General features: G+C 69.5%; 16 protein-coding genes and 1 pseudogene. 7 read left to right on the top strand and 10 right to left on the bottom strand.

What is annotated here, in order from left to right; genetic code table 11:
• Positions 1-19: 19 nt before the first annotated feature.
• A pseudogene (locus E7744_RS00845) lies at positions 20-621 on the top strand (recombinase family protein).
• Between the two features lie 192 nt (positions 622-813).
• Positions 814-2,064: an IS256 family transposase gene (locus tag E7744_RS00840; protein WP_137774762.1), complete on the top strand. Its 1,251-nt coding sequence runs from the start codon at positions 814-816 to the stop codon at positions 2,062-2,064.
• A 63-nt stretch (positions 2,065-2,127) separates the two neighbouring features.
• Here E7744_RS00840 and E7744_RS00835 read toward each other — a convergent pair whose 3' ends face one another.
• From E7744_RS00835 to E7744_RS00820, 4 genes are all read right to left on the bottom strand, one after another.
• On the bottom strand, positions 2,128-5,580 hold the full coding sequence (locus E7744_RS00835) for a pyruvate carboxylase (RefSeq protein WP_137774761.1): 3,453 nt from the start codon (positions 5,578-5,580) through the stop codon (positions 2,128-2,130).
• A gap of 184 nt (positions 5,581-5,764) precedes the next feature.
• Positions 5,765-6,406: an LUD domain-containing protein gene (locus tag E7744_RS00830; RefSeq protein WP_137772480.1), complete on the bottom strand. Its 642-nt coding sequence runs from the start codon at positions 6,404-6,406 to the stop codon at positions 5,765-5,767.
• A complete protein-coding gene (locus E7744_RS00825; RefSeq protein ID WP_137772479.1) occupies positions 6,403-8,136 on the bottom strand; it encodes a lactate utilization protein B in 1,734 nt (577 codons plus the stop codon). Before E7744_RS00825 ends, E7744_RS00830 begins: the two co-directional genes overlap by 4 nt.
• The gene (locus E7744_RS00820; protein WP_137772478.1) at positions 8,133-9,032 is read right to left on the bottom strand and encodes a (Fe-S)-binding protein; all 900 of its coding nucleotides are present in this window, start codon (positions 9,030-9,032) and stop codon (positions 8,133-8,135) included. Before E7744_RS00820 ends, E7744_RS00825 begins: the two co-directional genes overlap by 4 nt.
• 276 nt (positions 9,033-9,308) lie before the next feature.
• Here E7744_RS00820 and E7744_RS00815 point away from each other — a divergent pair, with 276 nt between their 5' ends.
• The 3 genes from E7744_RS00815 (at position 9,309) to E7744_RS00805 (ending at position 13,066) form a co-directional block, all read left to right on the top strand.
• Positions 9,309-10,979: an L-lactate permease gene (locus E7744_RS00815; protein WP_137772477.1), complete on the top strand. Its 1,671-nt coding sequence runs from the start codon at positions 9,309-9,311 to the stop codon at positions 10,977-10,979.
• An 85-nt stretch (positions 10,980-11,064) separates the two neighbouring features.
• Positions 11,065-11,811 (top strand): FadR/GntR family transcriptional regulator, encoded by a 747-nt coding sequence (locus tag E7744_RS00810; RefSeq protein ID WP_246858488.1) that lies wholly within the window; start codon positions 11,065-11,067, stop codon positions 11,809-11,811.
• An 850-nt stretch (positions 11,812-12,661) separates the two neighbouring features.
• Complete coding sequence (locus tag E7744_RS00805; RefSeq protein WP_137772475.1) at positions 12,662-13,066, top strand: hypothetical protein; 405 nt, start codon at positions 12,662-12,664, stop codon at positions 13,064-13,066.
• A 373-nt stretch (positions 13,067-13,439) separates the two neighbouring features.
• Here the strand turns inward: E7744_RS00805 and E7744_RS00800 are convergent, their stop codons facing one another.
• From E7744_RS00800 to E7744_RS00775, 5 genes are all read right to left on the bottom strand, one after another.
• Positions 13,440-14,582, bottom strand: coding sequence for an MFS transporter (locus E7744_RS00800; protein WP_246858487.1), 1,143 nt, complete (start codon positions 14,580-14,582; stop codon positions 13,440-13,442).
• A 289-nt stretch (positions 14,583-14,871) separates the two neighbouring features.
• Entirely contained in the window at positions 14,872-15,078 is a 207-nt protein-coding gene (locus tag E7744_RS00795) for a helix-turn-helix transcriptional regulator (protein ID WP_137772473.1), read from the bottom strand.
• Positions 15,078-15,542, bottom strand: a complete 465-nt coding sequence (locus E7744_RS00790) for a hypothetical protein (RefSeq protein WP_137772472.1) — start codon at positions 15,540-15,542, stop codon at positions 15,078-15,080. The genes E7744_RS00795 and E7744_RS00790 overlap by 1 nt, the downstream gene beginning before the upstream one ends.
• 228 nt (positions 15,543-15,770) lie before the next feature.
• Complete coding sequence (locus E7744_RS00785) at positions 15,771-17,138, bottom strand: MFS transporter (RefSeq protein ID WP_137772471.1); 1,368 nt, start codon at positions 17,136-17,138, stop codon at positions 15,771-15,773.
• A 169-nt stretch (positions 17,139-17,307) separates the two neighbouring features.
• The gene (locus E7744_RS00775; RefSeq protein ID WP_137772470.1) at positions 17,308-21,174 is read right to left on the bottom strand and encodes a hydantoinase B/oxoprolinase family protein; all 3,867 of its coding nucleotides are present in this window, start codon (positions 21,172-21,174) and stop codon (positions 17,308-17,310) included.
• Between the two features lie 455 nt (positions 21,175-21,629).
• Here E7744_RS00775 and E7744_RS00770 point away from each other — a divergent pair, with 455 nt between their 5' ends.
• Positions 21,630-22,418 (top strand): IclR family transcriptional regulator, encoded by a 789-nt coding sequence (locus E7744_RS00770; protein ID WP_137772469.1) that lies wholly within the window; start codon positions 21,630-21,632, stop codon positions 22,416-22,418.
• A 51-nt stretch (positions 22,419-22,469) separates the two neighbouring features.
• Here the strand turns inward: E7744_RS00770 and E7744_RS00765 are convergent, their stop codons facing one another.
• Complete coding sequence (locus E7744_RS00765; protein ID WP_137772468.1) at positions 22,470-23,846, bottom strand: MFS transporter; 1,377 nt, start codon at positions 23,844-23,846, stop codon at positions 22,470-22,472.
• Between the two features lie 300 nt (positions 23,847-24,146).
• Here E7744_RS00765 and E7744_RS00760 point away from each other — a divergent pair, with 300 nt between their 5' ends.
• Entirely contained in the window at positions 24,147-24,917 is a 771-nt protein-coding gene (locus E7744_RS00760; RefSeq protein ID WP_137772467.1) for an N-carbamoylsarcosine amidohydrolase, read from the top strand.
• Positions 24,918-25,030 lie beyond the last annotated feature (113 nt).

The raw sequence follows: 25,030 nt of genomic DNA, 5'->3' as shown, positions 1-25,030 counted from the left end.
AAGCGACATCGTCGGGTACATGCGGGTGTCCAAGGCCGACGGGTCCCAGACCACCGACCTGCAACGCGACGCTCTACTCGCCGCCGGCGTGAAGTCCAAGGCCCTCTACGAGGACAAGGCCTCCGGCAAGACCGACGACCGCCCCCACCTGGCCGCCTGCCTCAAGGCCCTGCGGGACGGGGACACCCTGCTGGTGTGGAAGCTGGACCGGCTCGGCCGGGACCTGCGCCACCTGGTCAACATCGTGCACGACCTCACCGAGCGGGGCGTGGGCCTGAAGGTCCTCACGGGCAGGGCGCGGCCATCGACACCACCACCGCCTCGGGCAAGCTGGTCTTCGGGATCTTCGCCGCCCTGGCCGAGTTCGAACGCGAGCTGATCTCCGAACGCACCAAGGCCGGCCTGGCCTCGGCCCGCGCCCGGGGACGCAAAGGCGGCCGGCCCCACAAGATGACCCCGGCCAAGATCCGCCTGGCCATGGCCTCCATGGGGAACAAGGACACCAACGTCGGGGCCCTATGCAAGGAGTTCGGCATCACCCGCCAGACCCTCTACCGCCACGTCTTACCCACCGGGGAACTGCGCGAAGCCGGACAGAAGGTGCTGGCCCAACGCCGCTGACCACCCTGCGGTGCTCGGGGAAGGCGGGGTTGAGCACTTTTGGCGGAGCGCGCTGCAGCGGTGCCCCACTCTCATCCGTCGCTCAGACAGTCACGGGCGCCCCATCGGGACTGTAAGAAAAACGGTGTGTGAGGGTCCGGCCTGATCCGAAAGGAGACGGCCGTGACTGACACGACCGAGGCAACAGAGGCGATGATCGATCCCGTGACCGGAGAGATCATCGATCAGAAACAACTCGCCGAACAACTGCTCGCCCAGGCCAAGGAGCAAGGCGTGAGCCTGGTCGGCCCCGGCGGGCTGCTCAACCAGCTGACGAAGAACGTGCTGGAAACGGCGCTCGAGGCGGAGCTGACTGAGCACCTCGGCCACGAGCATGGTGAGGTGCCGATCGCGGAGAATATGCGCAACGGCACGAGATCGAAGACGGTGTTGACCGAGATCGGCCCCGTGCAGATCGAGGTGCCGCGGGATCGGGAGGGGTCCTTCGAGCCGGTGATCGTGCCCAAGCGCAAACGGCGCCTGGACGGGATCGACCAGATCGTGCTGTCCCTCTCGGCTCGGGGTTTGACGACCGGGGAGATCGCCGCGCACTTCGAGGAGGTCTACGGAGCCACCGTCTCCAAGGACACCATCTCCAGGATCACCGAGAAGGTCGCCGGGGAACTCGCGGAGTGGTCCGCCCGGCCGCTGGACTCGCTCTACCCGGTGATCTTCGTCGACGCCATTGTGGTCAAGGTCCGGGACGGTCAGGTGCGCAACACCCCGTTCTACGTGGTCATGGGCGTCACCACCAATGGAGAACGCGACATCCTCGGGATCTGGGCCGGTGACGGCGCCGAGGGCGCCCGGTTCTGGCTGCAGGTCTTCTCCGAACTGAAGAACCGGGGCGTGGAGGATGTGCTCATCGCCGTGTGCGATGGGCTCAAGGGCCTGCCGGAGGCGATCACGACCACCTGGGAGCGGACGGTGGTCCAGCAGTGCATCGTGCATCTGATCCGCAACAGCTTCCGCTACGCCGGCCGACAGCACCGCGACGGGATCGTCAAGGCCCTCAAGCCGGTCTACACCGCCCCGAGCGAGCAAGCGGCGAAGGACCGCTTCGCCGAGTTCAGGGACGAGTGGGGTCAGCGGTATCCGGCGATCGTGCAGCTCTGGGAGTCCTCGTGGGCGGAGTTCGTGCCGTTCCTGGAGTACGACGTGGAGATCCGCCGGGTGATCTGCACGACCAACGCGATCGAGTCGATCAACGCCCGCTACCGCCGGGCGGTCCGCGCCCGGGGCCACTTCCCGAACGAGGCAGCCGCCCTGAAGTGTCTGTATCTCGTCACCCGGTCCCTTGATCCCACCGGCGGCGGGAGGGCACGCTGGGTGATGAGGTGGAAGCCGGCGCTCAACGCCTTCGCGATCACCTTCGCCGGACGGTTCGAGAGAACCACTCACTGATGAAAACCGCCGGACCCCACACACCCTTTATCGGACAGTCCCGCCCCATCGGGGAGAGGCCTGTTAGTCGGTCGTGCGCAGCACGAGCAGGAGGTCTCCACCGGTGACTTGGGTGACGCCGGTGAGGGCGACGCGTTGCACGGTGCCGGCGATGGGTGCGGTGATCGCGGCTTCCATCTTCATGGCCTCAATGGTGGCGACCTGGGTTCCGGCCTCGATGGTGTCACCCTCGGTGACGGTGACGGTGACGGCACCGGCGAAGGGTGCGGCAACGTGGCCGGGGGCGGTGGGGTCAGCTTTCTCGGTCTCGGGCACGATGGAAGCCGCGTGGGTGTCTCGCACGTCGATGGTGCGCGGCTGGCCGTTGAGGGTGAGCATCACGGTGCGCATGCCCTTCTCATCGGCCTCGGAGACCGCCTGCAATTTCACCAGCAGGCGCACGCCGGTGCCCAGGGAGATCACGTGTTCGTGTTCCGTGGTGAGGCCATAGAGGAAGTCCCGGGTGTGCAGCACGGACAGGTCTCCGTACTTGGCCTGGCCGGTCTCGAAGTCCCGGGTCGGGCCGGGGAAAAGTAACCGGTTCAGGGTGGCCCGCCGGGTCGTTGAGTCGGCGGCCAGTGCCCCGGTGTCCTCGGCGGACAGCTCCGTCACGCCCACCTTGACGTTGCGGCCCTGGAGCGCCTTGGAACGGAAGGGTTCGGGCCAGCCCCCTGGCGGGGTGCCCAGTTCCCCGGCGAGGAAGGCGATGACCGAATCGGGGATGTCGAAGCTCTGCGGGTCGGCCTCGAACTGGGCCGGGTCCACGCCCATGCCCACCAGTTGCAGGGCCAGGTCGCCGACGACCTTGGAGGACGGGGTGACCTTCACGAGCCGGCCGAGCATGACGTTGGCGGCGGTGTACATGTCCTCGATGGCCTCGAACCGTTCGCCCAGGCCCAGGGCGATGGCTTGCTGGCGCAGGTTGGATAGCTGTCCGCCGGGGATCTCGTGCCGGTAGACCCGCCCGGTGGGGGCGGACAGGCCGGACTCGAACGGGGCGTACATCCGGCGGATGACCTCCCAATAGGGTTCCAGGGCGGCGACGGCGTCCAGCGGGATCCCGGTGTCCCTCTCGGTGTGTTCCAAGGCGGCAACCAGGGCCGAGGCTGAGACCTGGGAGGTAGTGCCGGCCATGGAGGCGTCGGCGACATCGACCGCGTCGACCCCGGCATTCACGGCGGCCATCACGGTGGCCAGCTGCCCACCGGCGGTGTCGTGGGTGTGCAGATGCACGGGCAGCTCGAACCGTGCGCGCAGGGCGGTGACGAGCTTCGTGGCCGCGGCCGGGCGCAGCAGTCCGGCCATGTCCTTGATCGCCAGGATATGGGCGCCGGCCTGGACGCACTGCTCGGCCAGGTCCAGGTAGTAGTCGAGGGTGTAGAGGTCTTCGGCGGGGTTGTTGAGGTCGCCGGTGTAGCACAGGGCCACTTCGGCCACCGCGGTACCGGTCGCCCGGACCGCCTCGATCGCCGGGCGCATCTGCTCGACGTCGTTGAGGGCGTCGAAGATGCGGAAGATGTCCACCCCGGTCGAGGCGGCCTCGGTGACGAAGGCGTCGGTCACTGCGGTCGGGTACGGGGTGTAGCCGACCGTGTTGCGCCCGCGCAGCAGCATCTGGATGGGGATGTTCGGCATCGCCTCGCGCAGGCGCGCCAGCCGGTCCCAAGGGTCCTCACCCAGGAACCGCAGCGCGACGTCGTAGGTCGCCCCGCCCCAGGCCTCGACCGAGAGCAGCTGGGGCAGGGTGTGGGCGTAGGCCGGGGCGGCGGCCAGCAGGTCCCGGGTGCGCACCCGGGTGGCCAGCAGGGACTGGTGGGCATCCCGGAACGTCGTGGAGGTCACGGCCACCGCCTGCTGTGCACGCAACGCCCGGGCGAAACCGACGGGACCGGTGTCCTGGAGGACCTGGCGCCACCCCGTCGGCGGAGTGTGCCCGGAGGGCCCGTCGAAGGGGGAGCGCATCGGCTCGTCCTGTTTGTCCCCGGGGTAATGGGGCAGCTTCGTGCGCGGGTCGATGCCCTCGACCCGAGGGCCGTGGGGCTGGTTAACCGTGGCTTCGGCCAGCCAGGTCAGGGCCTTGGTGGCCCGGTCGGCGGAGACCCGGGCCTGGAGCAGCTCGGGGCGGGACTCGATGAAGTCGGTGGCCACGTCCCCGGCCAGGAACTGTGGGTCGGCCAGCACTGCCTGGAGGAACTGGATGTTGGTGGCCACCCCCCGGATGCGGAACTCGGCCAGGGCGCGCCGGGCCCGGCGCACGGCGGTGGCGTAGTCCCGGCCGCGGCAGATGAGCTTGACCAGCATCGAGTCGAAGTGCGGGGAGATCTGCGCGCCCGCGTACACGGTGCCGCTGTCCAGGCGCACCCCGGCCCCGCCGGCCGAACGGTAGGCGGAGATCCGACCCACATCGGGGCGGAACCCGTTGGCCGGGTCCTCGGTGGTGATCCGGCACTGCATCGCCGCGCCCCGGATCCGCAGGTCCTCCTGCCGGATCCCGAGCTCATCCAAGGTCTGGCCCGCGGCGATGCGCAGCTGGGAGGCCACGAGGTCGACGTCGGTGATCTCCTCGGTGACCGTGTGCTCCACCTGGATCCGGGGGTTCATCTCGATGAACACGTGCTGACCGGCACGGTCCCCGGCGGTGTCCACGAGGAACTCGACCGTGCCGGCGTTGACGTAGCCCAGCTCACGGGCGAAGCGCACCGCGTCGGTGTGCAGGGCCTGACGGATCTCCTCATCCAGGTTCGGGGCCGGGGCGATCTCCACGACCTTCTGGTGCCGGCGCTGCACCGAACAGTCCCGTTCGAACAGGTGCACTACCTCGCCGGTGGCATCGGCCAGGACCTGGACCTCGATGTGCCGCGGGCGCAACACTGCCTGCTCCACGAACATGGTCCGGTCCCCGAAGGCCGTGTCGGCCTCGCGCATCGCCGCGGCCAGGGCTTCGGGCAGTTCCCGGGCGGTCTCCACCCGGCGCATGCCCCGGCCGCCGCCGCCGGCTACCGCCTTGACGAAGACCGGGAACCCGATCCGCTCGGCCTCGCCCAGCAGGTACTCCACGTCCGAGGACGGCTCCGAGGAATCCAGGGTCGGGATCCCGGCCCGCTTGGCGGCCCGCAGCGCCTGCACCTTGTTGCCGGCCAGTTCCAGGATCTCCGCCGCCGGGCCGACGAAGGTGATGCCCGCCGCCGCGGCCGCCCGGGCCAACTCCGGGTTCTCGGACAGGAAACCGTAGCCCGGGTAGATCGCATCACACCCGGCTTCGATGGCGATCCGGAGGATCTCCTCCACGTCCAGGTAGGCCCGGACCGGGTGGCCCCGTTCACCGATCTGGTAGGCCTCGTCGGCTTTCTGCCGGTGCAGGGAGTTGCGGTCCTCATAGGGGAAGACCGCCACGGTCTGGGCCCCCAGCTCGACGGCCGCCCGGAACGCCCGGATGGCGATCTCGCCGCGATTGGCCACAAGGATCTTCTGGAACACGAACATCACTCCGTTCCGCTGCCGTGAGCACCCGGAAGGCGCACGGAGCTGTCGAAAGGTACAAGAGGACCGGGCACCACCCGGTCTCGGGGCGCGGTGAGGCCCCGCCGCGGTGATCGGCCCCACCGCGGGCAGGCCACTGGCCGGCAGGTCCCGACGGCCGGCAGGCCTCGGGGTGGGGGTATTAGCCGAGCAGGATGACGTCGAGCCGGCGTGGGCCGTGGACGCCCTCGACGCGTTCGAGCTCGATGTCCGAGGTGGCCGAGGGCCCGGAGATCATGGTGATCGGCGCGGTGGGCTCGACCCGGACCAGGGCCTCGGGGATCAGTTCCACCACCGATGCGGCCGGAACCACGCAGATGTGGTGGTCCGGGACCAGGCTGATGGCCCGGCGTCCCTCGTCGGGGCGGGCGGTGAGGAAGATCGTGCCGGTCTCGGCGCAGGACACGGTGGAGGAGGTGACCACGGCGTCCACGGCATTGAGTTCCCGGACCCCGAGCACCCGTCCGTGTTCATCCGTGGACTCCCGGATCATCTGGAGGGTGTCGGTGTCGGCCGGCAGCCAGGATGGGTCCAGGCCAGCGGGGACCACGTACCGGGCGGATGAGCCCAGCAGCTCGGTGATGCGTGCCGGTAGGGTTTCCACGTTCTCGTGGTGGACCGTGGCCTTGTAGTCGACGAGCCGGTCCTCGAGCATCTCCAGGACGTCCCCGGCGGGCCGGTCGGACACCGTGCGGTAGGCGCGTTCCACCGTCGGGGCGGTGGGCTGGTCGGCCAGGGCGCCGCGGATGCGGGCCAGGATCTCGGTCTTGGCGTCGGTGCTCATCGGTCGCCCTCCTTTAACTGGTGCGGGTCGGTGGGTTGGGCTGGGTCGGCGTTGGGCGCCGTCCCGTCCGCGCGCACCCGGTCTTGCGTTTCGTCGGCGTGTTGGGCCCACCAGTTGCGGAAGGACTCACGGGGCGGTGCCGGGATGTCGCGGACGTCGGTCCAGCCACCGGCCATGCCGGGCAGCCAGCTGATGCGTCGGTCGTGGCCGGCCACGGCCCGGCCCAGGGGCAGGGCCCGCTCGGCCAGGGCCATGCGCCGTCCGGAGGACATCACCATCGAGGCGCCCTTCATCATCAGGTCCATCTCGGACGGCGGGTGCGGCAGCCGCTGGAACAATCGGCGCACCCGGCCCGAGGCCGGTCCCGATGCCGATCCGGTGCTGCGGCCACCGCCGGTGTTCTCGGCGGTGGCTTGGGGGCCGGCCGGAGTCTGAAGGGCGGCGGTGGCGCCGTCTTCGGTGGGGACCGCGTCGGCGGCGGGGCGCTGGCCGTGCTTGGTGCGCACGTCCTCGTCGCGCAGGTGCACGAGGATCTCGGGGATGTCGATCTTCACCGGGCACACGTCGTAGCAGGCCCCGCATAGGGTGGAGGCGTACGGCAGGGAGGCGTTCTCCGCCGAGGTGATCCCGGTCAGCTGGGGCGAGAGGATCGCCCCGATCGGGCCGGGGTAGGTCGAGCCGTAGGCGTGTCCGCCGGCCTGTTCGTAGACCGGGCACACGTTCAGGCAGGCCGAGCAGCGGATGCAGTGCAACGCCGAGCGGCCGGCCGGGTCCGAGAGCACCGCGGAGCGGCCGTTGTCCAGCAGCACCACGTGCACGTCCTGGGGCCCGTCCCCGGGGGTGACCCCAGTCCACATCGAGGTGTAGGGGTTCATCCGCTCACCCGTGGAGGACCGCGGCAGCAACTGCAGGTAGACCTCCAGGTCGGCGAAGGTGGGGACGAGTTTCTCGATGCCCATCACGGTGATCAGCGTCTCGGGCAGGGTCAGGCACATCCGCCCGTTGCCCTCGGACTCCACCACGGTCAGCGTGCCGGTCTCGGCGACCCCGAAGTTCGCCCCGGAGATCGCGACCTTGGTGGAGAGGAACTTCTCGCGCAGGTGGGCGCGGGCGGCCTCGGCCAGGTCGCGCGGCTCGGAGGTGAGGGTCTCGTCGGTCTCGGTCATCTCCCGCAGGAAGATCTCGCGGATCTCGTGGCGGTTCTTGTGGATGGCCGGGACCAGGATGTGCGAGGAGCGGTCGTGACCCAGCTGGACGATCAGTTCGGCCAGGTCGGTCTCGGTGGCGGTGATCCCATGTTCGGCCAGGTGGCGTTCCAGGTCGATCTCCGCGGTGGCCATGGACTTGATCTTGATGGCCTCGGTGCTGCCGGTGGCCTGGACCAGGTTCGTGATGATCCGGTTGGCCTCGGCGGCGTCCCGGGCCCAGTGCACGGTGCCGCCGCGGGCGGTGACGTTGGCCTCGAACTGCTCCAACAGCTCGGGCAGGTTCGCCATCACCGACTCCTTGAGGGCCGAGCCGGCCGAGCGCAGCGCCTGCCAGTCCGGGAGCTCGTTGACCACGTTGGCGCGCTTGCCGCGGATCGTGTGGGTGGCGTGGCGGATGTTGGCCCGCATCTGGGTGTTGCCCATCTCGGTCCGGGCCGCGGCCGGGAAGGCGGTCTCGGCGTGCAGGTTCCCCTGCCCGTGCACGGGGCGGACGGCGGGCATCCCGAGGGCGGTGCGGCTCATCGGCTCTCTCCTGAATCGGCGGCCACGGCCGCGGGGGCATCACTACTGGCCGAACCGGCGGCCGAACCGGCGGCGGCTTGGGTCCGGTGGCGTCGTCCGGTCGGGCCGGGGATGGACAGCTCCACCGGCCCGGTCACCTCCAGCGGGTTCTGCCGGGTGGAGGCCAGGATCTCGGCGAAGTGCACGGTGGCCACCCCCGCGCCGGTGCGGGAGATCGCCCCGCCCAGGTGCATCAGGCAGGAGGCGTCCCCACCGGTGCAGACCTGGGCGCCGGTGGCGGTGATGTTGCCGATTTTCTCCTCGGCCATCGCCGCGGACACGTCCGGGTTCTTGAACGAGAACGTGCCGCCGAACCCGCAACACTCCTCGGCGTCGGGCAGCTCGGTGAACTCCACCCCGGCCACGGAGCGCACCAGGTCCTTCTGCCGGTCACCCAGGCGCAGCAACCGCATCCCATGGCAGGACGGGTGATACGTCACCGTGTGTGGGAACCACGACCCCAGCTGCTCGGCGGCATCGGACACCCCGAGCACGTCCACCAGCAATTGGGAGAGCTCATAAGTGGTCCCGGCCACCGCCTCGGCCCGTCGAGCCAGGTCCTCGTCCCCGCCGGCCCGGGCGACCATCGGTTGCTGGTGCCCCAGGGAGGCCACACAGGACCCCGAGGGCGCCACCGCGACGTCGTAGTCCGCGGCACTGAAGGCCTTCACGTGGTTGCGCACCACCGGCAGCGCGTCCTGTAGGTAGCCGCTGTTGACGTGCATCTGCGAACAGCACCCCTGCCCGGGCGGGAACACCACCTCGTGGCCGAGCCGCTCCAGGACCCGCACGGTCGCCAGAGCGACCCGCGGGTACATCGCGTCCACGATGCACGTGGCGAACAAGGCGATTCTCATGCGACCTCCATCGGCAAAAGAGGGACTGGGACCGATCGAGCCCCTGTGGTCAGACCACTATAAGCGAGTGATGGCCGCCACACAATCGGCCGCGTCGGGGCAGCCTTCCGTTCCGGTGAGACGCGCGGGGGAGGGGCGGGCCTACCGCGGGAGAGAAATTGGAGGGCGGTTGACGTGTGTGACTCACCTCATATATCGTCTGTGGCCTGACCACTGTGGTCAGTCCACATCTGACCGGCGTTGCCGGTTCCCGACCGCCCCATCCAGGAGATCCGCGTGAGCACATTCATCGCGATGCCCGACGCCGTAGCCGGGAGCGTGGCGCTCTCTGCCCTCGTCGGCTCCCTGCCTCTGATCACGTTCTTCGTCATGCTGTTGGTGGTGAAGGCCCGGGCGTACATCTGTGGCGTGGTCGCTTTGCTGGTCGCCCTCGCCGTGGCCGTGGTGGGCTTCCACATGCCCGGGGACCTGGCCCTGCTCTCGGTCACGCAGGGGGCCGTGTTCGGACTGTTCCCGATCGTGTGGATCGTGGTCCTGGCGCTGTGGTTCTACCAGGTGACGGTGCTCAGCGGACGGTTCGAGGACATGCGGACCCTCTTCGACACCATCGGCGGCGGGGACCTGCGCATCCAGGCCATCCTCATCGCGTTCTGTTTCGGCGGCCTGCTGGAGGCCCTGGCCGGCTTCGGCGCCCCGGTTGCCATCACGGCCACCATGATCCTGGCCCTGGGGTTGAAGCCGTTGAAGACGGCCACCGTGGTGCTCATCGCCAACACCGCCCCCGTGGCCTTCGGCGCCATCGGCATCCCCATCACGACCGCCGGCGTGCTGACCAACCTGGACCCGGCCGACATCGGCGCGGTCGTCGGACACCAGGCCCCGTTCCTGGCCCTGCTGGTTCCCTCCTTCCTGCTGCTGATCATCGATGGCTTCCGGGGGCTGCGCGAGGCCTGGCCGGCCGCCCTGGTCATCGGCGCCACCTTCGCCGTCGCCCAGTGGTGGAGCGCCACCTACTTCTCCTACGAGCTCACCGACGTCGTCGCCTCGCTGGCCGGGCTGGCCGCCGCCGTAATATTCCTGCGGTTCTGGAAGCCCAAGGGCGCCGACGCGGTGCGCGACCGCCTGGGCGTGGCCAAACCGGCCTCCCCGGAGTCCCTGACGCCGGCGCGCATCTGGATGGCGGTGCTGCCCTATATCCTCGTGGTCGCGGTCTTCGGCATCGCCAAGCTGTGGACGATCGGAGTGGATATCCCGGCGGCGCTGGCCGCCACGGACATCGCCATCCCGTGGCCCGGACTGGACGGGCGGCTGCTCAATGCCGACGGCGAGCCGATCACCAACACCGTCTACAAGTTCCAATGGCTCTCCAGCCCGGGCACCCTGCTGCTGATCGCCGGGCTGCTGGTGGCCCTGATCTACTCCCTCTTCAACGCCCACGGCAAGTTCCGACTCTCCCTGGGCAACGCCGTGGCGGAGATCGGCAGGACGTTCTGGCGGATGCGCTTCGCGGCCCTGACCATCATGGCCGTGCTGTCCCTGGCCTACGTGATGAACTTCTCCGGCCAGACCATCGCCATGGGCACCTGGGTGGCCGGACTCGGTGCCGCCTTCGCCTTCTTCTCACCCGTCCTGGGCTGGATCGGCACGGCCGTGACCGGTTCGGACACCTCGGCCAACGCACTGTTCGCCAACCTGCAGAAGACCGCCGCCCTGGAGGCGGGCCTGGACCCGCACCTGATGACCGCCGCGAACACCTCCGGCGGGGTGGTCGGCAAGATGATCTCGCCCCAGTCGCTGGCCATCGCGGCAACCTCGGTGGCCATGGAGGGCAAGGAATCGGCCATCTTCCGCTCCGTCATCTGGTGGTCGGTCGGCCTGCTGCTGCTGCTGTGCACCCTCGTGTTCCTGCAGTCCAACGTGCTGGCCTGGATGCTGCCGGGCAACTGAGAACGCGCCCAAAGCCAGTACGATGAGTCGGTCCACCTAGGCCCCGGAGATACCCATGCCCCCCACGTCCCGTACTTACACCGTCGTGCTCGACTGGCTGGAGCAGCGGTTGAGGTCCGGGGAGATCTCCGTGGGGGACAAACTACCCAGCGAACGCCAGCTCGCCGAGGAGTTCGCCATCTCCCGGGCATCGGTCCGCGAGGCCGTGCGCATCCTCGACGCCATGGGCCTGGTCCGATCCGCGACCGGCTCCGGACCCAGCTCAGGGGCCGTGGTGATCTCCGAACCGTCCTCCGCCCTGGCGTGGGCGCTGCGGATGCACATCGCCACCCGGTCCCTTCCGGTCCGGGACATCGTCCAGACCCGACTCCTGCTGGAAACCCAGTCGGCCCTCGACTCCGCCGCCGCCCCGGACACGGAACAGCGCTCAGAAATCCTGAACCAGGCCGCCGAGCTGCTCGACACCATGGACGACCCGGACCTGCCTTCCGGGTGGTTCCACGAACACGACTCCCAATTCCACACCCTGCTTAGCTCCCTGGCCGGAAACGTGGTGGTCGAAACCATCATGGACTCCCTCCGTCAGGCCACCATCAGCTATGTCCAGGAAACCGTCGCAGGCCTACCCAACTGGGCTGACGTGCGGTGCACCCTTCAAGACCAGCACAAGACCATCCTGGAAGCCTTCCGTGACCGACGCGGCCAGGACGCCGCCGACGCCCTACACCACCACATCGCCTGGTTCTACAGCCTCAGCGAAGACCGCAACGGCACAAACGACCAGGCCACCCCTGCTCCGACGGGCACGGCAGGTGCCGCACAGCGTTCCTAGCTCTTCATCCCTCCAGGAACACCCCAAAACCAGCACCCAGGTCAGACACCGCTAAGGCCTGACCGGAAAGAATGAAAAGGCCCGGGGCTCGCTTCTCCCTGCGAGGAGAAGGCACCCCATCGAGGCAAAGCTCCCGCGCTCAGCCCGCGACATCAGTGACCTCGACGAACCAGATCTCAACGGGCTCGCCGGGCCGGACCGTATGACAGAACCGGCTAACAAGAACAAGGCTGGACCGAGCATCCCACCGGCGTGAAGCCGGACTGATCGAGGTCGCTGTCGATGACTACTCATCGACGCGGAGACGACGGGGGAATCGAGTGCAGGGCGCTCCTGACATCAGTGAAGCCCACTTCTGAACCTGACACGCGTACCCAGGCTTGCCATCCGGCCCTCGTCTCAATAGCTCGACTGTTCTCAGGTAGTTGAGACGCTGGCGAATGAGACAAAAGCGCGTGATTGTGGCGTCGGCAAGTTTCGCCAGAATCCGGGGGAGTGGGGTCTGTGGCTTTCACCGGTAAATGGCGGTGTTCTGTCGATGCTCAGTGGCGGCTTCCGGTCCGAGGACCTGGCCGCCGGGGCTGCGCTGGCTCAGGTTCCGTAAGCCGATCGTTTTGCGGAGGTGGGTCGTCTACACGAACAAGGCGTGCTCCAGTGCCTCCCGAGAGTAGCGCGGTCTGATCTTGGTGCGGAGATGGCCAGCACCGCGGCCCCGAACCTGGGCGCCGCTCCAGTGCCATCGTTAGAGCCCTGTGATCTGCCTCGCCCCTAATCTGACTAGGGTGGATGGAAACGCCTTCTTCGACGTGCAGGAGTGCCAGTGCAGCGTAGGTATCCAACCGCAACCGCGATGCTCACGCTCCTGCTGGTGACCGGCTGCAGCCAAAGTGGTGCCGGCTTCGCCGTGCTGGAAGAACCGGCGACAGCTCAGGATCAGCTCTCGGCCGGAGATGGACGGCTCGAGGACTCTGCCCTGCAAGACCTTAAACCGGACAGTGCACGATTCCTCGCCGATCATGAGGGGATCTCATACTTCTTGGCCGCCCCAGCCGATCCGGGCATGGCCGGGGGTGTGTGCATCGTGGCCGTGGAAGCCGGTGTGACGGGTTGCTTCGGCCCGGGGAACGGGCAATCCGAGATGGGGACGGTGAGTTTCGAGGGCCAGCAGGCCACGGCCGTTCGCGACGGGGCCGACGTTACCGGCCTGACCGACGATGGGTGGACGCAGGTCCACGACAACCTGCTGATTCGCTGACCCGGATGACTTTGATGGGCCACCGCGACCAGGCCTGCCCGATCCGGCATTCGATGCCCAGAGCATGCACCCGGACACCATGACTCCCGCGTGACCGACATCGAAGAGTGTGGGTACTCGCTGAGGGTCCTTCAGCATCCAAAGTGAGTTGTACGAAGACCAGGGACCGTCGAGACATGCTGCCCTTCAGGACGCGCCGGGCTACCCGATAGGGGAACCCCCACCGGACCTTCCCCGGGTTGACGTAGACCGACGTCGCAGCCCCTCGGCCAGCGTCCCGGAGGCCCCGCCCGGTGGTCCGCCCCGGTGACGGGGCGTCATGCGGGGCACCCTTGAGGGCCCGCCCTCGTCGAGGCCACCGCGCCCGCCGGGTTCAGGAGGGTCGCTGTGCAAGACGCGCAGCCAGGAGACCGCCGGTACAGAACAGGACGGTCAGGACCAGCACCAGCACCAGGGGAGCCGTCCAGCCACCGGAGGTCGCGTTCAGCCAGCCGGCCAGGGGCGGGGTGACCGTGGCGACCAGGTAGCCACCGGTCTGCACCCACGCCGAACCGGAGGCGGCCTGGGCGTCGGTGACGGCCACCCGGGCGATGATGGAGAAGATGGCGGTGAATCCTCCGCCCTGGGCGATGCCGCCGATGATGGACCACAGCACGTAGGTCTCCGGGGCCAGCAGCAAGCCTAGGGGCAGGGCGATCCAGAGCGCTCCCATCACGGCCACCGGAACCCAGTGCCTGCGGGCCCGGAGCGTGATCACCGGCACGCCGAACGCTCCCACGATCGCCGCCACCTGGAACAGCGAGGCCGTGGCGCCCGAGGCTCCCGCCGCCAGTCCCATGGCATCGCCCAGCAGGGTCGGCAGCCAGGTGGTGGTGGCGTAGTAGGCCCCGGACTGCCCGCAGAAGGCCACGGTGAGCAGGACGACGATCATCCGGAAGCGGGATCGGCCGGCGCCCGGGGCCGGCGCCGGGGCGTCCACGGCACCGGCCGAGGAGGTGCCCGTCGCGGCGTCGGGAAGACCGGGGACCGGGGCGGTGGCGCGGGCGCGCAGGCGCCGGGACCACCACAGCCAGTAGGCCAGTCCGCCGGCGGTGAGGACCGCCCAGGCCGCGATGGCCCAGCGCCAGCCCATGGCGTCGGCCAGTGGCGCGGTGACCACCAGCGTGAGCATGGAGCCGACGTTCATGGCCGCCGAGTACGCGCCGGTGGCCAGGGACACCTGGCGCCAGGGCACGTCCCGCCGGATGATCACCGGTACGACGATGTTGCCCAGGGTGATCGCGATGCCGATGACCGCCGTCCCGGCCAGCACCACCCAGGCCGGTCCGGTGGACCGGATGACGGTGCCCGCGAGCACGCCGGACAGGCACAGCAGGACGACCGCCTCGGGGCCGAAGCGCCGGATCCACCGGGTGGCCAGCGGGGTGGCCAGGGCGAACAGCAGCACGGGCAGGCCGGTCAGCAGGCCGGCGCCGATGGCGTTGAGCGAGGTGTCGTCCCGGATCGGCCCGAGCACCGCGGTCGGCGCGATGATCGGGGCGCGCAGGTTCAGGGCGAGGACGACGATGCCCGCGATGACCCAGGGCAGGGCGGGGCGCAGGACTGGCGAGCGGTTCGTGGCGGACTCCTTCGGCGCTGCGGGCAGCGATCGCGTGGCGGATCCCGGGCCGGACCCTCGTGCTGCGCGTGCCCCTGTCAGTCTGCCAGTCGGCGCGGGTCAGTCCCGCCGGGGACGGCGGGGCCCGTCCCTCCGGGCCCGGCACGCAACGCCTCGTCCCGCACCGCCCCCCGTCGAGCCCTCGGACTCATGGATCCTGGGCGTTCGGAGGGGTGAAGAGCTCCTCGATGGTGCAGTGGAAGGCCTGTGCGAGCCGGAACGCCACGGGCAAGGAGGGGTCGTACCGCCCCTTCTCGATCGAGATGATGGTCTGCCGGGAGACGCCGAGCTCGTCAGCCAGTCGCTGCTGGGACCAGCCAAGGCCCTGCCGGTGCTGCGGAAGCGTGTTCTCCACTACCGCGCCGCCCTCTTCAGCCACAGGTAGCGCACGGCGAGGTCCAGCATGGCAAAGAGGACCAGTGCGGACAACGCCCAGGCCAAGGGTGCCTCGGTTCCCGTGAACGCGAGCGCACCGGCACCGAGGCCCCCGACGATGAGGACGTCTCCGAACGCCCCGCCGGCCGCCCTGTCGTACCAGGCCGACTCGATCGAGTCCTCCGGCTTCTCGAGAGCCCCGGCCAGCGTTGAGCGATCCACCAGCACCGCCCAGGCGAGCACTGCCGTGACCGGCAGGGTGACGACGGCGACCACGGAGAAGGCCAGCACCGGATCCTGCGTGTTGCCCAGAACCAGGAAGAGTCCGCCCAGGCCGGCTGACACGAGGGCTCCGGCAGTCAGTGAGGCCGCCAGCAGTGTTGTCGAGCCGCCGCCGAACCGCGCCCGCCCCCATGCGCTCTTCATGCCCCTGTTGGTGTCCATCGTGGAGGTCCTTCCCCTCGTCCATGACCTGCAGTGTCAAACACACTTTACAGACAAGACCGCTTGACGTAAAGGCCGCTTTACAAGTCTGCGGAAGGTCCTGGGCGCGGTGGCCCTGCTGCGGTCTCCGATCCCCAGGAGGTGGATGACCTCCGCCCGGCGGCACCTCCCGGGCTCGATGGAGGTGCCGCCGGGCGGAGGCCGGTCTCGGGCCTGGATCCGTGCCGATCAGTCGGTGCGGACGGTCCGGGGATCGACGTTCCGGGCGGCGAAGATCAGCAGCCCCGAGGCCAGGATGGGGACGACGCCCCACCACATCGCCGCGTTGACCCAGCCCGCCCCGGCGGTCAGGGTGGCGGTGAGCAGCAGGCCGCCGATGATGGCCCCGACCTGGCCGGCGGCGTTGATGATCGAGCTGCCCGTGGCGCGGGTGTGGACCGGGAAGCTCTCGCCGGTGAAGAACAGCAGGGCGGAGAACGGGCCGATCAGGAAGAACAGTCCGGCGCTGTACAGGGCCACGATCAGCGGGAAGTCCCCGTTGGGCACCTGGAGCATGGTGAAGAAGGAGACCGCGCACAGGATCCAGCCGATCCCGATCGCGTTGCGCCGCCCGATCCGGTCGCCGAGCCAGCCGTGGAACAGGTACCCGGCGAAGGCGGTGGCGTTGGAGATGATCAGGATCAGCAGCGCGTTGTCGAAGGCGATGTCCTTGCCGTCCGGCGCGGACAGCAGTGAGGTGCCGAGGATGGAGAAGGCCAGCACGCCGAGCCAGTTCAGCAGGAAGGCGCCGCCGATCGTGAGGGTGGACCGCAGCGATTCCCCGCGGAACACGGAGACGAGGGGGCTGGCCTGGGCGGTGACGTCGATCCCGTGCTGCACGCCGAGGCGCTGGGCCTCGACCTCCTTGCCCTCGGCGAGCAGGTGGTCGATCTCCCGACGGCGGGCGAACTGGGGGCTCTCCCGCAGCCAGCGGCCGGCGATGACGATGAACACGGCCGGGACCGCGGCGACGATGAAGCACAGTTGCCACCCGCCGACCGGGAACAGCAGGTAGACCGAGCCGGCGGCGAGCACGGAGCCGATCGGCCAGCCCGACTGGACGAGCGAGTACACCAGTCCGCGGCGCCGGGCCCTGGCCGGGTCCGCGTGGCTGTGGGCGAACATCTCGTTGAGGTAGGCCGCGTTGATGGCCTGTTCGGCGTAGCCCAGGCCGGCGAGGGAGCGGACGAGGACGAGGAAGACGATCCCCAGTCCGACGGTGATGCCGGCGACCCAGCCGACCATGGCGGTCAGCAGGGAGGCGACCGCCGCCCCGATGACCGCGACGAGGATGCCCTTGCGGCGGCCGATCCGGTCGACCACGGGGCCGATCGCGAAGGCCACCAGCGCGGTGCCCGCCGTGACCCACGTGTTCACCTCGGTGGACTGGGCGGCGGACCACCCGAGGTCGGAGGCCAACTGGGGCAACAGGTTGCCGAAGAGGACGAAGTCGTAGACCGCGAAGGTCCAGGCGAAGAAACAGATCCAGGTGGCCAGGCGGACGTCCTGGGGGGTGATGTCGGTGGACTCGACCTGCCGGGTTTGGGTGATGGACATGGCGGTTCCTTGCGTGGGTGGGAGGGGGTGCCCGAGGGCGCGAACGGCCGGGGCGGGGTGCCGATGAGTACCGCTGGGGAGGGCGGTGCGGGAGCCGGAACGGGGGAAGGGGTGGCCGGGGCCGGTGCGTGACCGGCCCCGGCCACCCCTCGCGTGGTGCTGCCCCGGGTCAGGAGACGGTGCTGAGCTCCGCGCCCCGCCGCTCGCGCTGCTGGGCGGTGGCCGTCAGGTCGACCGTGAGCCGGCCGTCCACCTCCTTGAGGACGACGCCGTAGTCGCGCGTGGCGGCCTCGGCGGTGGTGAAGCCGTCCAGGACGTCCTCGAGCACGCGCAACGGATCGCGCTTCAGCGGATCGCCGAAGCCGCCGCCGCTGGGGACGGTGATCTGGAGGGAGTCACCGGCCTGGATCTGGCGGCCGGTCACCTTGGACGGCCAGGACTCCTCGCCCTCGCGGCCGGGGTTCTTCACCAGGGAGGCGTTGAGCCCGTCGTGCCCGCCGTAGGCGCCCCACGGCGCGTCCGAGTCGTGGCGCTCGCCCTCGCACGTGACCACCGTGTCCGTGAGGAAGGTGTTCTCGCGCACGATGCCGATGCCGCCGCGGTACTCCCCGGCCGCGGCCGGCTCGGAGCGCAGCTCGTACCGGTCGGTGCGCATCGGGAACCGCCACTCCAGCTCCTCGATCGGGTTGTTGCGCGTGTTGGCGATGAGGTTGTCCACGGAGTCCGGCCCGTCGCTCGTGGCCCGGGCCCCGTAGGAGCCCTCGTTGACCTCGAGGTAGACCCAGTACTCGCCCTGCGCCTCGTCCCACCCGGAGTAGGACATGAAGTGGATGTGGGCGGAGTTGCCCGCGGTGACCCGGTCCGGGATGACCGGGGCCAGGGCCCGCAGGGCCAGGTCCACGGCCCGCTGGACCTGGGAGAACCGGGAGAACGTGGCGGCCGGGTACTTCGGGTTGAAGATCGTGCCCTCGGGGGCGATCACCTTCAGCGGCTTGAGCATGCCCTCGTTCTGCGGCACGAAGACCGGGAAGGCGACCTCGTCCAGGAACATCATGCGCGTGATGAACGTGAACGCCGAGACGGTGGTGCCCTCGAACGCGCAGTTGTACGCGGTCGGGACCTGCTCGGAGGAGCCGGTGAGGTCGTAGGTGATCTCGTCGCCCTCCACGATCACCTTCACGGCGATCGGCAGCTTCTTGCCGTAGTTGCGGCCGTCGTCGTCCAGGTAGCCCACCTCGGTCTCGTAGACGCCGTCCGGGATCTTCGCGATCTCCTGCCGCAGCATCCGCTCCGAGTAGTCGATCCAGCTCTGTCCGGCGTCGCGGACCGCGTCCCGGCCGTAGCGCTCCACGAGGGCCAGGTACCGCGACTTGGCGAGCTCGCAGGCGGCGATCATCGCCTGGAAGTCGCCCTCGTTCGAGGTGGGCGTCCGGGTGTTGTGGAGGATGTGCCGGATCAGGGACTCCTGCCGGACGCCCTTCTCGTAGACCTTCACGGCCCGGAAGATGGTGCCCTCGGACTGGACGTCCTGGATGTCCACCATGAGACCGGAGAAGGCCCCGCCGTTGTCGATGAGCTGGCCCGAGGCCCCGGCGAACCCGACGAGCTCACCGTCGTGGAAGATCGGCTCGATGATCGCCACGTCCGGGGAGTGGGTGGCCCCGAGGTAGGGGTCGTTGTGCAGGATGACGTCGCCCTCGTGGATGTCGTCCCCGAGGACCGAGATGACCCCCTTGACGATCTTCGGCATGGACCCCATGAACATCGGCGTGGAGTCGGACTCTGCCAGGACGTTGCCGTCCTTGTCGAACAGGCCGGCCCCGAGGTCCTCGGACTCGCGGATGATCGAGGAGTACGCCATCCGGAACAGGACCGAGGCCATCTCCTTGGCCGCGGAGTTCAGGGCGCCGCCGATCACGCGCATGAGGATCGGCGTGGCGAGCTTCTCGGCGGTCTCCGTGGCCACCGGGCAGGCGATGACCAGGTTGCCGGCCTCGTCCACCCGGCCGCTGAAGGCCGGCGGCACCACGACGGTGGAGTCGTACTGCTCGATCACCGCCGGTCCCACGAAGGTGGTGCCCACGCCCATCCTCTCCCGGTCGTAGAAGCCGGTGTCCACGGTGGTCGGCTTGCCGTCCACGTCGAAGGTCACCGGCCGGGTCTCGACGAGGGCCGACTCGAGGCTGCCGGACTGGGTGGCCTCCGGCGTCGGGAGCTCGTCCATCACGGCGCGGGCCTCGACGCGGATGTTGATGACCTCCACGGCGCCGTCCTTGAAGCGGTGGCCGTACTCCTCGAAGTGGGCGTCGTGGAAGGCGGCCTCGGCCTGGTCCAGCCAGGCCGTGGTCACCGGGCCCTCCGGCACGTCGAAGCGGATCTCGTAGCCCTGTCCCTCATAGCGGGCGTCGGCCAGCCAGTCCAGCCGGCGCCGCCCGGCCGGCACGCCCTCGGCGTCGAGCTGGGCGTTCGCCTCGCGCTCGAGCTGCTCGAAGGAGGCCTGGATGACGGCCGGGTCGGCGTCGGCGAACCGGAAGCGGCTGGTGGCCACGAACTCGTACTTCTCGTCGGTGGCCAGCAGGCCGGTGGCCGCGATGATGCCGGGGTGGGCGGGGATCAGCACGTGCGGGACCTCGAGCTCGGCCGCGATCTCGCAGGCGAAGAGCGCCCCCGCGCCGCCGGCGGCGACGAGGGTGAAGTCGCGGGGGTCGTAGCCCCGCCGCACCGAGTTCTGCTCGATCGCCTGGGTCATGCCGAACTTCTGGATCTGCAGGGCGCCCAGCGCCGCCTCCTCCACGGACATGCCCAGCTGGTCCGCGAGGCCCTGCATGGCCGCGCGCGCTCCCTCGAGGTCCATGTCCAGTCCGGAGCCGGCGAGGACCCGGTCCGGGCGCATGCGGCCGAGCAGCACCTGGGCGTCGGTCGACGTCGGCTCGGTCCCGCCGCGGCCGTAGCAGACCGGGCCGGGGACGGCGCCGGCGGACTGGGGGCCGACGCGGAAGACCCCGCCGGCGTCCACGTACGCGATGGACCCGCCGCCGGCGCCGATGGTGTCGATGTCCACCATGGGCACCATGGCCTGGTGGTCCCCGATCTTGGTGTCCAGCAGGTGGCGCATGCGCAGGTCGCCCTGGTAGGCGACGCCGATGTCCGCGGACGTGCCGCCGATGTCCAGGGTCACCACGTTCTCGAAGCCGGACTGCTTGCCGGCCCACACCCCGCCGATCAGTCCGCCGACCGGGCCGGACATCATCAGCGTGACGGGACGGCGGGCCGCCTCGCGAATGGGCACCATGCCACCGGAGGACTGCATGAGCAGGATCTCCCGCTGGTAGCCGAGGGCCGTCACCTCGTCGTGGAGCCGGTGCAGGTACGCCGAGACGCGGGGGCCGACGTAGGCGTTCAGCGCGGTGGTGGAGAACCGCTCGTACTCCCGGTACAGGGGGACGATGTCGCTGGACAGCGAGAGGAACGCCTCGGGGAACTCCTCGCGGACGATCTCGCCGATCCGCTGCTCGTGGACCGGGTTCAGGTAGGAGTGGAGCAGGCAGACGGCGATGGCCTCGACGCCGGCCGCCTTCAGCTCCCGCACGCGCTCGCGGACCTCGTCCTCGTCCAGGGGGCGCAGGACGTCGCCGTGCGGGGCGGTGATGCGCTCGTTCACGGTCAGGCGGTGGCGGCGCTTGACGAGCGGCTTGGTCTGCCAGGGCAGGTCCTGCTGCAGGGAGAAGTTGTGGGGCTTCTTGTGCCGGGCGATGTGGAGGATGTCCCGGAAGCCCTCGGTGGTGATCATGCCGACCTCCGCACCGGTGTGCGTCAGCGCGGTGTTGGTGGCGACCGTGGTCCCGTGGACGAGCTGGTCGATCTCCGACAGGGCCACCCCGGCCTTCTCGCAGAGCCTCGCGATCCCGCTGACGACCGCCTCGGAGGGATCGTGCGGGGTGGAGGGGACCTTCTCCACGACGGCGAGGCGCTGCTCGTCGTCGGAGAAGTACAGGTCGGTGAAGGTGCCGCCGACGTCTACTCCGATGCGCTTCATGATGGGTCCTTTCGAGAGGGGCTCGGGACTTGGTGGGGATGGGAGGATGGTTTCGAGAGGTGGAGTGGAACTCCATCCGGGGCGGGAAGCGGGCCGGACGGCCCGGGCCGACCCCGAAGCAGGCTGTGACCTGGATCACGGGTTGCTTGGCTAGCAATGTAGTTCCATCTAGAGCAACGCGCAATGGCTCGTTTCTCCGCCCGTCCCTTCCCATGTCAGGCGCTGGAGCCCTATCTTCGGCCGATGTGTTGTGGTTACACCAACAGAATTTCCTCCCGCGCAACGACATCGCAAGGCCTGGGAGGTTAAGTCGGCGTTTCCGGGATGTTGCGCGAGCCCCCGCGGAGGGACGCGGCCCGCGACACCGGGGGGCCGGTGGGGGGCGCGAGGGCATCGCCTAGCATGTTCACGGACAGGCGGCGGAGGCACGGTGCACTCGCCCGGGGAGGAAGATCATGCCGGGAACCCAGTCCCAGGGGGACAAGCCGCAGGGTGCGGCAGCGTCACTGCTGAACGGGCTGGCGGTGCTGGAGGCCTTCTCCGTGACCTCGCGTCCACTGCTGGGGGTCACGGAGATCTCCGAGCTCGTCGGACTGCACAAGAGCACCGTCTCCCGGATGCTCGCCGGCCTGACGGAGTCCGGCTACGTGCAGCGCGACGAGGACTCCGGGCGCTACCGCCTGGGCCTGGGGATGATCGGCCTGGCGGGCCCACTGCTGGCCGAGCTGGACGTGCGCCGGGCGGCGGTGCCCCACCTGGAGGAGCTGACCGAGGCCACCGACGAGACTGCGGCGATCTCCGTCTGGAACGGCACCAACGCGATCGTGGTGGAGCAGACGGCCAGCCCGCACCAGGTGAAGCACAGCGCCTCGATCGGCACGCGCTACAACAAGTACGCCAGCTCGTCCGTCCGCGTGTTCCTGGCCGAGCTGCCGCCCGAGGAGGTCGGCCGCCTGCTCTCGGGGGGCATCATCCAACGGGACAGCTACCGGGGGCTCGACGACCCAGCCCATGAGCACCTGCGGACCGTCCGGGACCAGGGCTACGCCGTCAACGACGGCGAGACCACCTTCGAGGAGTACGGCGTCTCCGCGCCCGTCCGGGACTACCGCGGACGGGCCGTGGGCTGCATCACGGCCAGCGCGCCGCGGTCCCGGGTGCAGTTCCGGGCCAGCCAGGACGTCCTGCGGGACGCCGTCCTGCGCGCGGCCGGGCAGGTCTCCGCACGCCTGGGCAGCCGCTGAGCGGTCCGCGACGACGAGGGGGCGGCCACGGCGTGGTCGGCAGGCGGGCCGTCAGGCGTCCGCTGCCACCGGGTCGTCGTGGAAGCGGCGCAGCGGACGCCCGGCGGTCTCCCTGATGAAGGCCGAGACCACCACGAGGGACACCGCGGCGACGATCGAGACGTAGACGGCCGGGGCCAGGGAGTTGCCGGTCGATGCCACGAGCCACGTGGCGATGTAGGGGGCGGTGCCGCCGAAGACGGCGTAGGTGATGTTGTAGCTCATCCCCGAGGCCGTGTACCGCACGTCCGTGGAGAACATCTCCGAGATGAGCACGGAGGTCACCACGTTGGCCGTGACGGCTCCGGTGGCGATGAGCAGCTGGCCGGCCACGGCGCCGCCGAGGGTGCCCGTCTCCGCCAGCATGTACGCCGGGATCGTCAGGACGACGAGCAGCGACGCGGCCAGCTGCATGGTGCGACGGCGTCCGATCCGGTCCGAGACGCGGCCCATCACCGGGGACAGGGCCGTGGCGAAGAGGAGGGAGACGAGGCTGGAGAGCAGCGCCAAGTGCTGGGGCAGGCCGACCACCTGGATGAGGAACGTGGCCATGTAGGTGGAGAAGATGTAGAAGGACAGGGCGGTCAGCATGACGAATCCGCCCAGCTTGAGCATCTGCGGCCACTGGGTGCGCACGACCTGGCCGAGGGTCGGGGCCGGACGGTGGGCGGATTCCTCCACCATGGCCTGGAACTCGGGGGACTCGTGGAGCTTGGAGCGGATGTAGAAGGCGATCAGGCCCATCGGGATGGACAGCAGGAACAGGACCCTCCAGCCCCACTCGCCCATCGCCGCGGGCGGGAGGACGGTGCTGAGCAGCGCGCCCAGCCCCGCGGCGAGGGCGAACGAGACGAAGGTGGCCGCGGACATGGCGCTGGAATGGCGGTTCCGCCGGCGGTCCGGGCTGTGCTCGACCACGTAGATGGTGGCACCGGCGTACTCGCCGCCGGCGGAGAGGCCCTGGACGCACCGGGCCACCGCGAGCAGGACGGCGGCCCAGACGCCGATCGCCTCCTGGCCGGGGATGAGGCCGATGGCCGCCGTGGACGCCGACATCAGCAGGACCGTCAGGACGAGGATCCTCTTGCGGCCCAGCCTGTCACCCAGCCGGCCGAAGACGATCCCGCCGAGGGGGCGTAGCGCGAAGGCCACCGCGAAGACCGCGAAGGCCTCCAGCAGGCCGATCACCGGATCGGTGGAGGTGAAGAAGGTCGCGGCGATGTGCGTGGCCATGTAGCCATAGATGGCGAAGTCGAACCACTCGACGACAGTGCCGGCGAAGGACGCGCTCACCACCTTGCGCAGGTGCTCGGGACGGACCTTCTCGAGGGTGTCCGAGAGCCCGCGAGCGGGGCCGGTGGAGTGGGTAGGTGCGTTCGGTGCTCTCATGAGGAGTCCTTGTCCGTGGAGGCGGGGTGGGCCGCGCGCCGTGCGCGACGAGTGACCTGGATCACCAGCTGTTGTTGACTGAGCAATGTAGTTCTGATGGATGCAACACGCAATGGATGGTGGCACGCTATCCCGACTGCGTGACGGCGCTGTTTCACGAGCGTTTCCCGCAGCAACCGGAACGCGGGAAAAGAATTTCCCCGCACCCCTAGCGCCGGGTCGATCGGTGGGTTAGGTTACCTATCACAGCAACCCAGTTGCTTAGTCAGCAACTCAGCATCCCAAGGAGTGAAGAGAACCATGACGATCACGTCCAACGACATCGAGGCCCGTCTCGCAGCAGTGCTGGAGGAGGCCTTCGAGGCCGGCACGAGCATCTACAACGACCGCGGCTTCAAGCGGCGGATCGGCTACGGCAACCGCCCCGCCGTCATCCACATCGACCTGGCGAACGCCTGGACCCGCCCGGGCCACCCCTTCAGCTGCCCCGGCATGGAGGAGATCATCCCGAACGTGCAGCGGATCAACGAGGCCGCGCGCGCCAAGGGCGTCCCGGTCTTCTACACCACGAACGTCTACCGCAACCGGGACGCGAGCTCGGGGACGAACGACATGGGCCTGTGGTACTCGAAGATCCCCGTGGAGACCCTGCCGGCGGACTCGTACTGGGCGCAGATCGACGACCGCATCGCCCCCGCCGAGGGCGAGGTCGTGATCGAGAAGAACCGCGCCTCCGCGTTCCCGGGCACGAACCTCGAGCTCTTCCTGACCTCCAACCGCATCGACACCCTGATCGTGACCGGCGCGACCGCGGCCGGCTGCGTGCGCCACACCGTGGAGGACGCGATCGCCAAGGGCTTCCGTCCGATCATCCCCCGGGAGACCATCGGCGACCGCGTCCCGGGCGTCGTGCAGTGGAACCTCTACGACATCGACAACAAGTTCGGCGACGTGGAGTCCACCGACTCGGTGGTGGACTACCTGAACCGCCTCCCGCAGTTCGAGGACACGGTCCCGAAGACCCTCGCGGATCCGCAGCCCGAGGTGACGGCCCCCGCGGACCCCGCCTGAGCCGCACCGTCCTGACGAGCTCCAGGACCCCGGCGCTCCAGGACCCCCCGACGACGGTCCGGCACCCCTCGAGGGGTGCCGGACCGTCGCGCGTCGGGGGGCCAGGGTCCCCG

The organism is Citricoccus sp. SGAir0253 (assembly GCF_005877055.1).
Lineage (GTDB): Bacteria > Actinomycetota > Actinomycetes > Actinomycetales > Micrococcaceae > Citricoccus.
This window is presented reverse-complemented; position numbering and strand designations above follow the sequence as displayed.

Excerpts from the sequence above, each read along its gene's own strand:
- E7744_RS00840 (WP_137774762.1), top strand. The coding sequence starts at position 814 with ATGATCGATCCCGTGACCGGAGAGATCATCGATCAGAAACAACTCGCC.
- E7744_RS00830 (WP_137772480.1), bottom strand. The coding sequence starts at position 6,406 with ATGAGCACCGACGCCAAGACCGAGATCCTGGCCCGCATCCGCGGCGCC.
- E7744_RS00825 (WP_137772479.1), bottom strand. The coding sequence starts at position 8,136 with ATGAGCCGCACCGCCCTCGGGATGCCCGCCGTCCGCCCCGTGCACGGG.
- E7744_RS00820 (WP_137772478.1), bottom strand. The coding sequence starts at position 9,032 with ATGAGAATCGCCTTGTTCGCCACGTGCATCGTGGACGCGATGTACCCG.
- E7744_RS00805 (WP_137772475.1), top strand. The coding sequence starts at position 12,662 with ATGCTCACGCTCCTGCTGGTGACCGGCTGCAGCCAAAGTGGTGCCGGC.
- E7744_RS00790 (WP_137772472.1), bottom strand. The coding sequence starts at position 15,542 with ATGGACACCAACAGGGGCATGAAGAGCGCATGGGGGCGGGCGCGGTTC.
- E7744_RS00785 (WP_137772471.1), bottom strand. The coding sequence starts at position 17,138 with ATGTCCATCACCCAAACCCGGCAGGTCGAGTCCACCGACATCACCCCC.
- E7744_RS00775 (WP_137772470.1), bottom strand. The coding sequence starts at position 21,174 with ATGAAGCGCATCGGAGTAGACGTCGGCGGCACCTTCACCGACCTGTAC.
- E7744_RS00770 (WP_137772469.1), top strand. The coding sequence starts at position 21,630 with ATGCCGGGAACCCAGTCCCAGGGGGACAAGCCGCAGGGTGCGGCAGCG.
- E7744_RS00765 (WP_137772468.1), bottom strand. The coding sequence starts at position 23,846 with ATGAGAGCACCGAACGCACCTACCCACTCCACCGGCCCCGCTCGCGGG.
- E7744_RS00760 (WP_137772467.1), top strand. The coding sequence starts at position 24,147 with ATGACGATCACGTCCAACGACATCGAGGCCCGTCTCGCAGCAGTGCTG.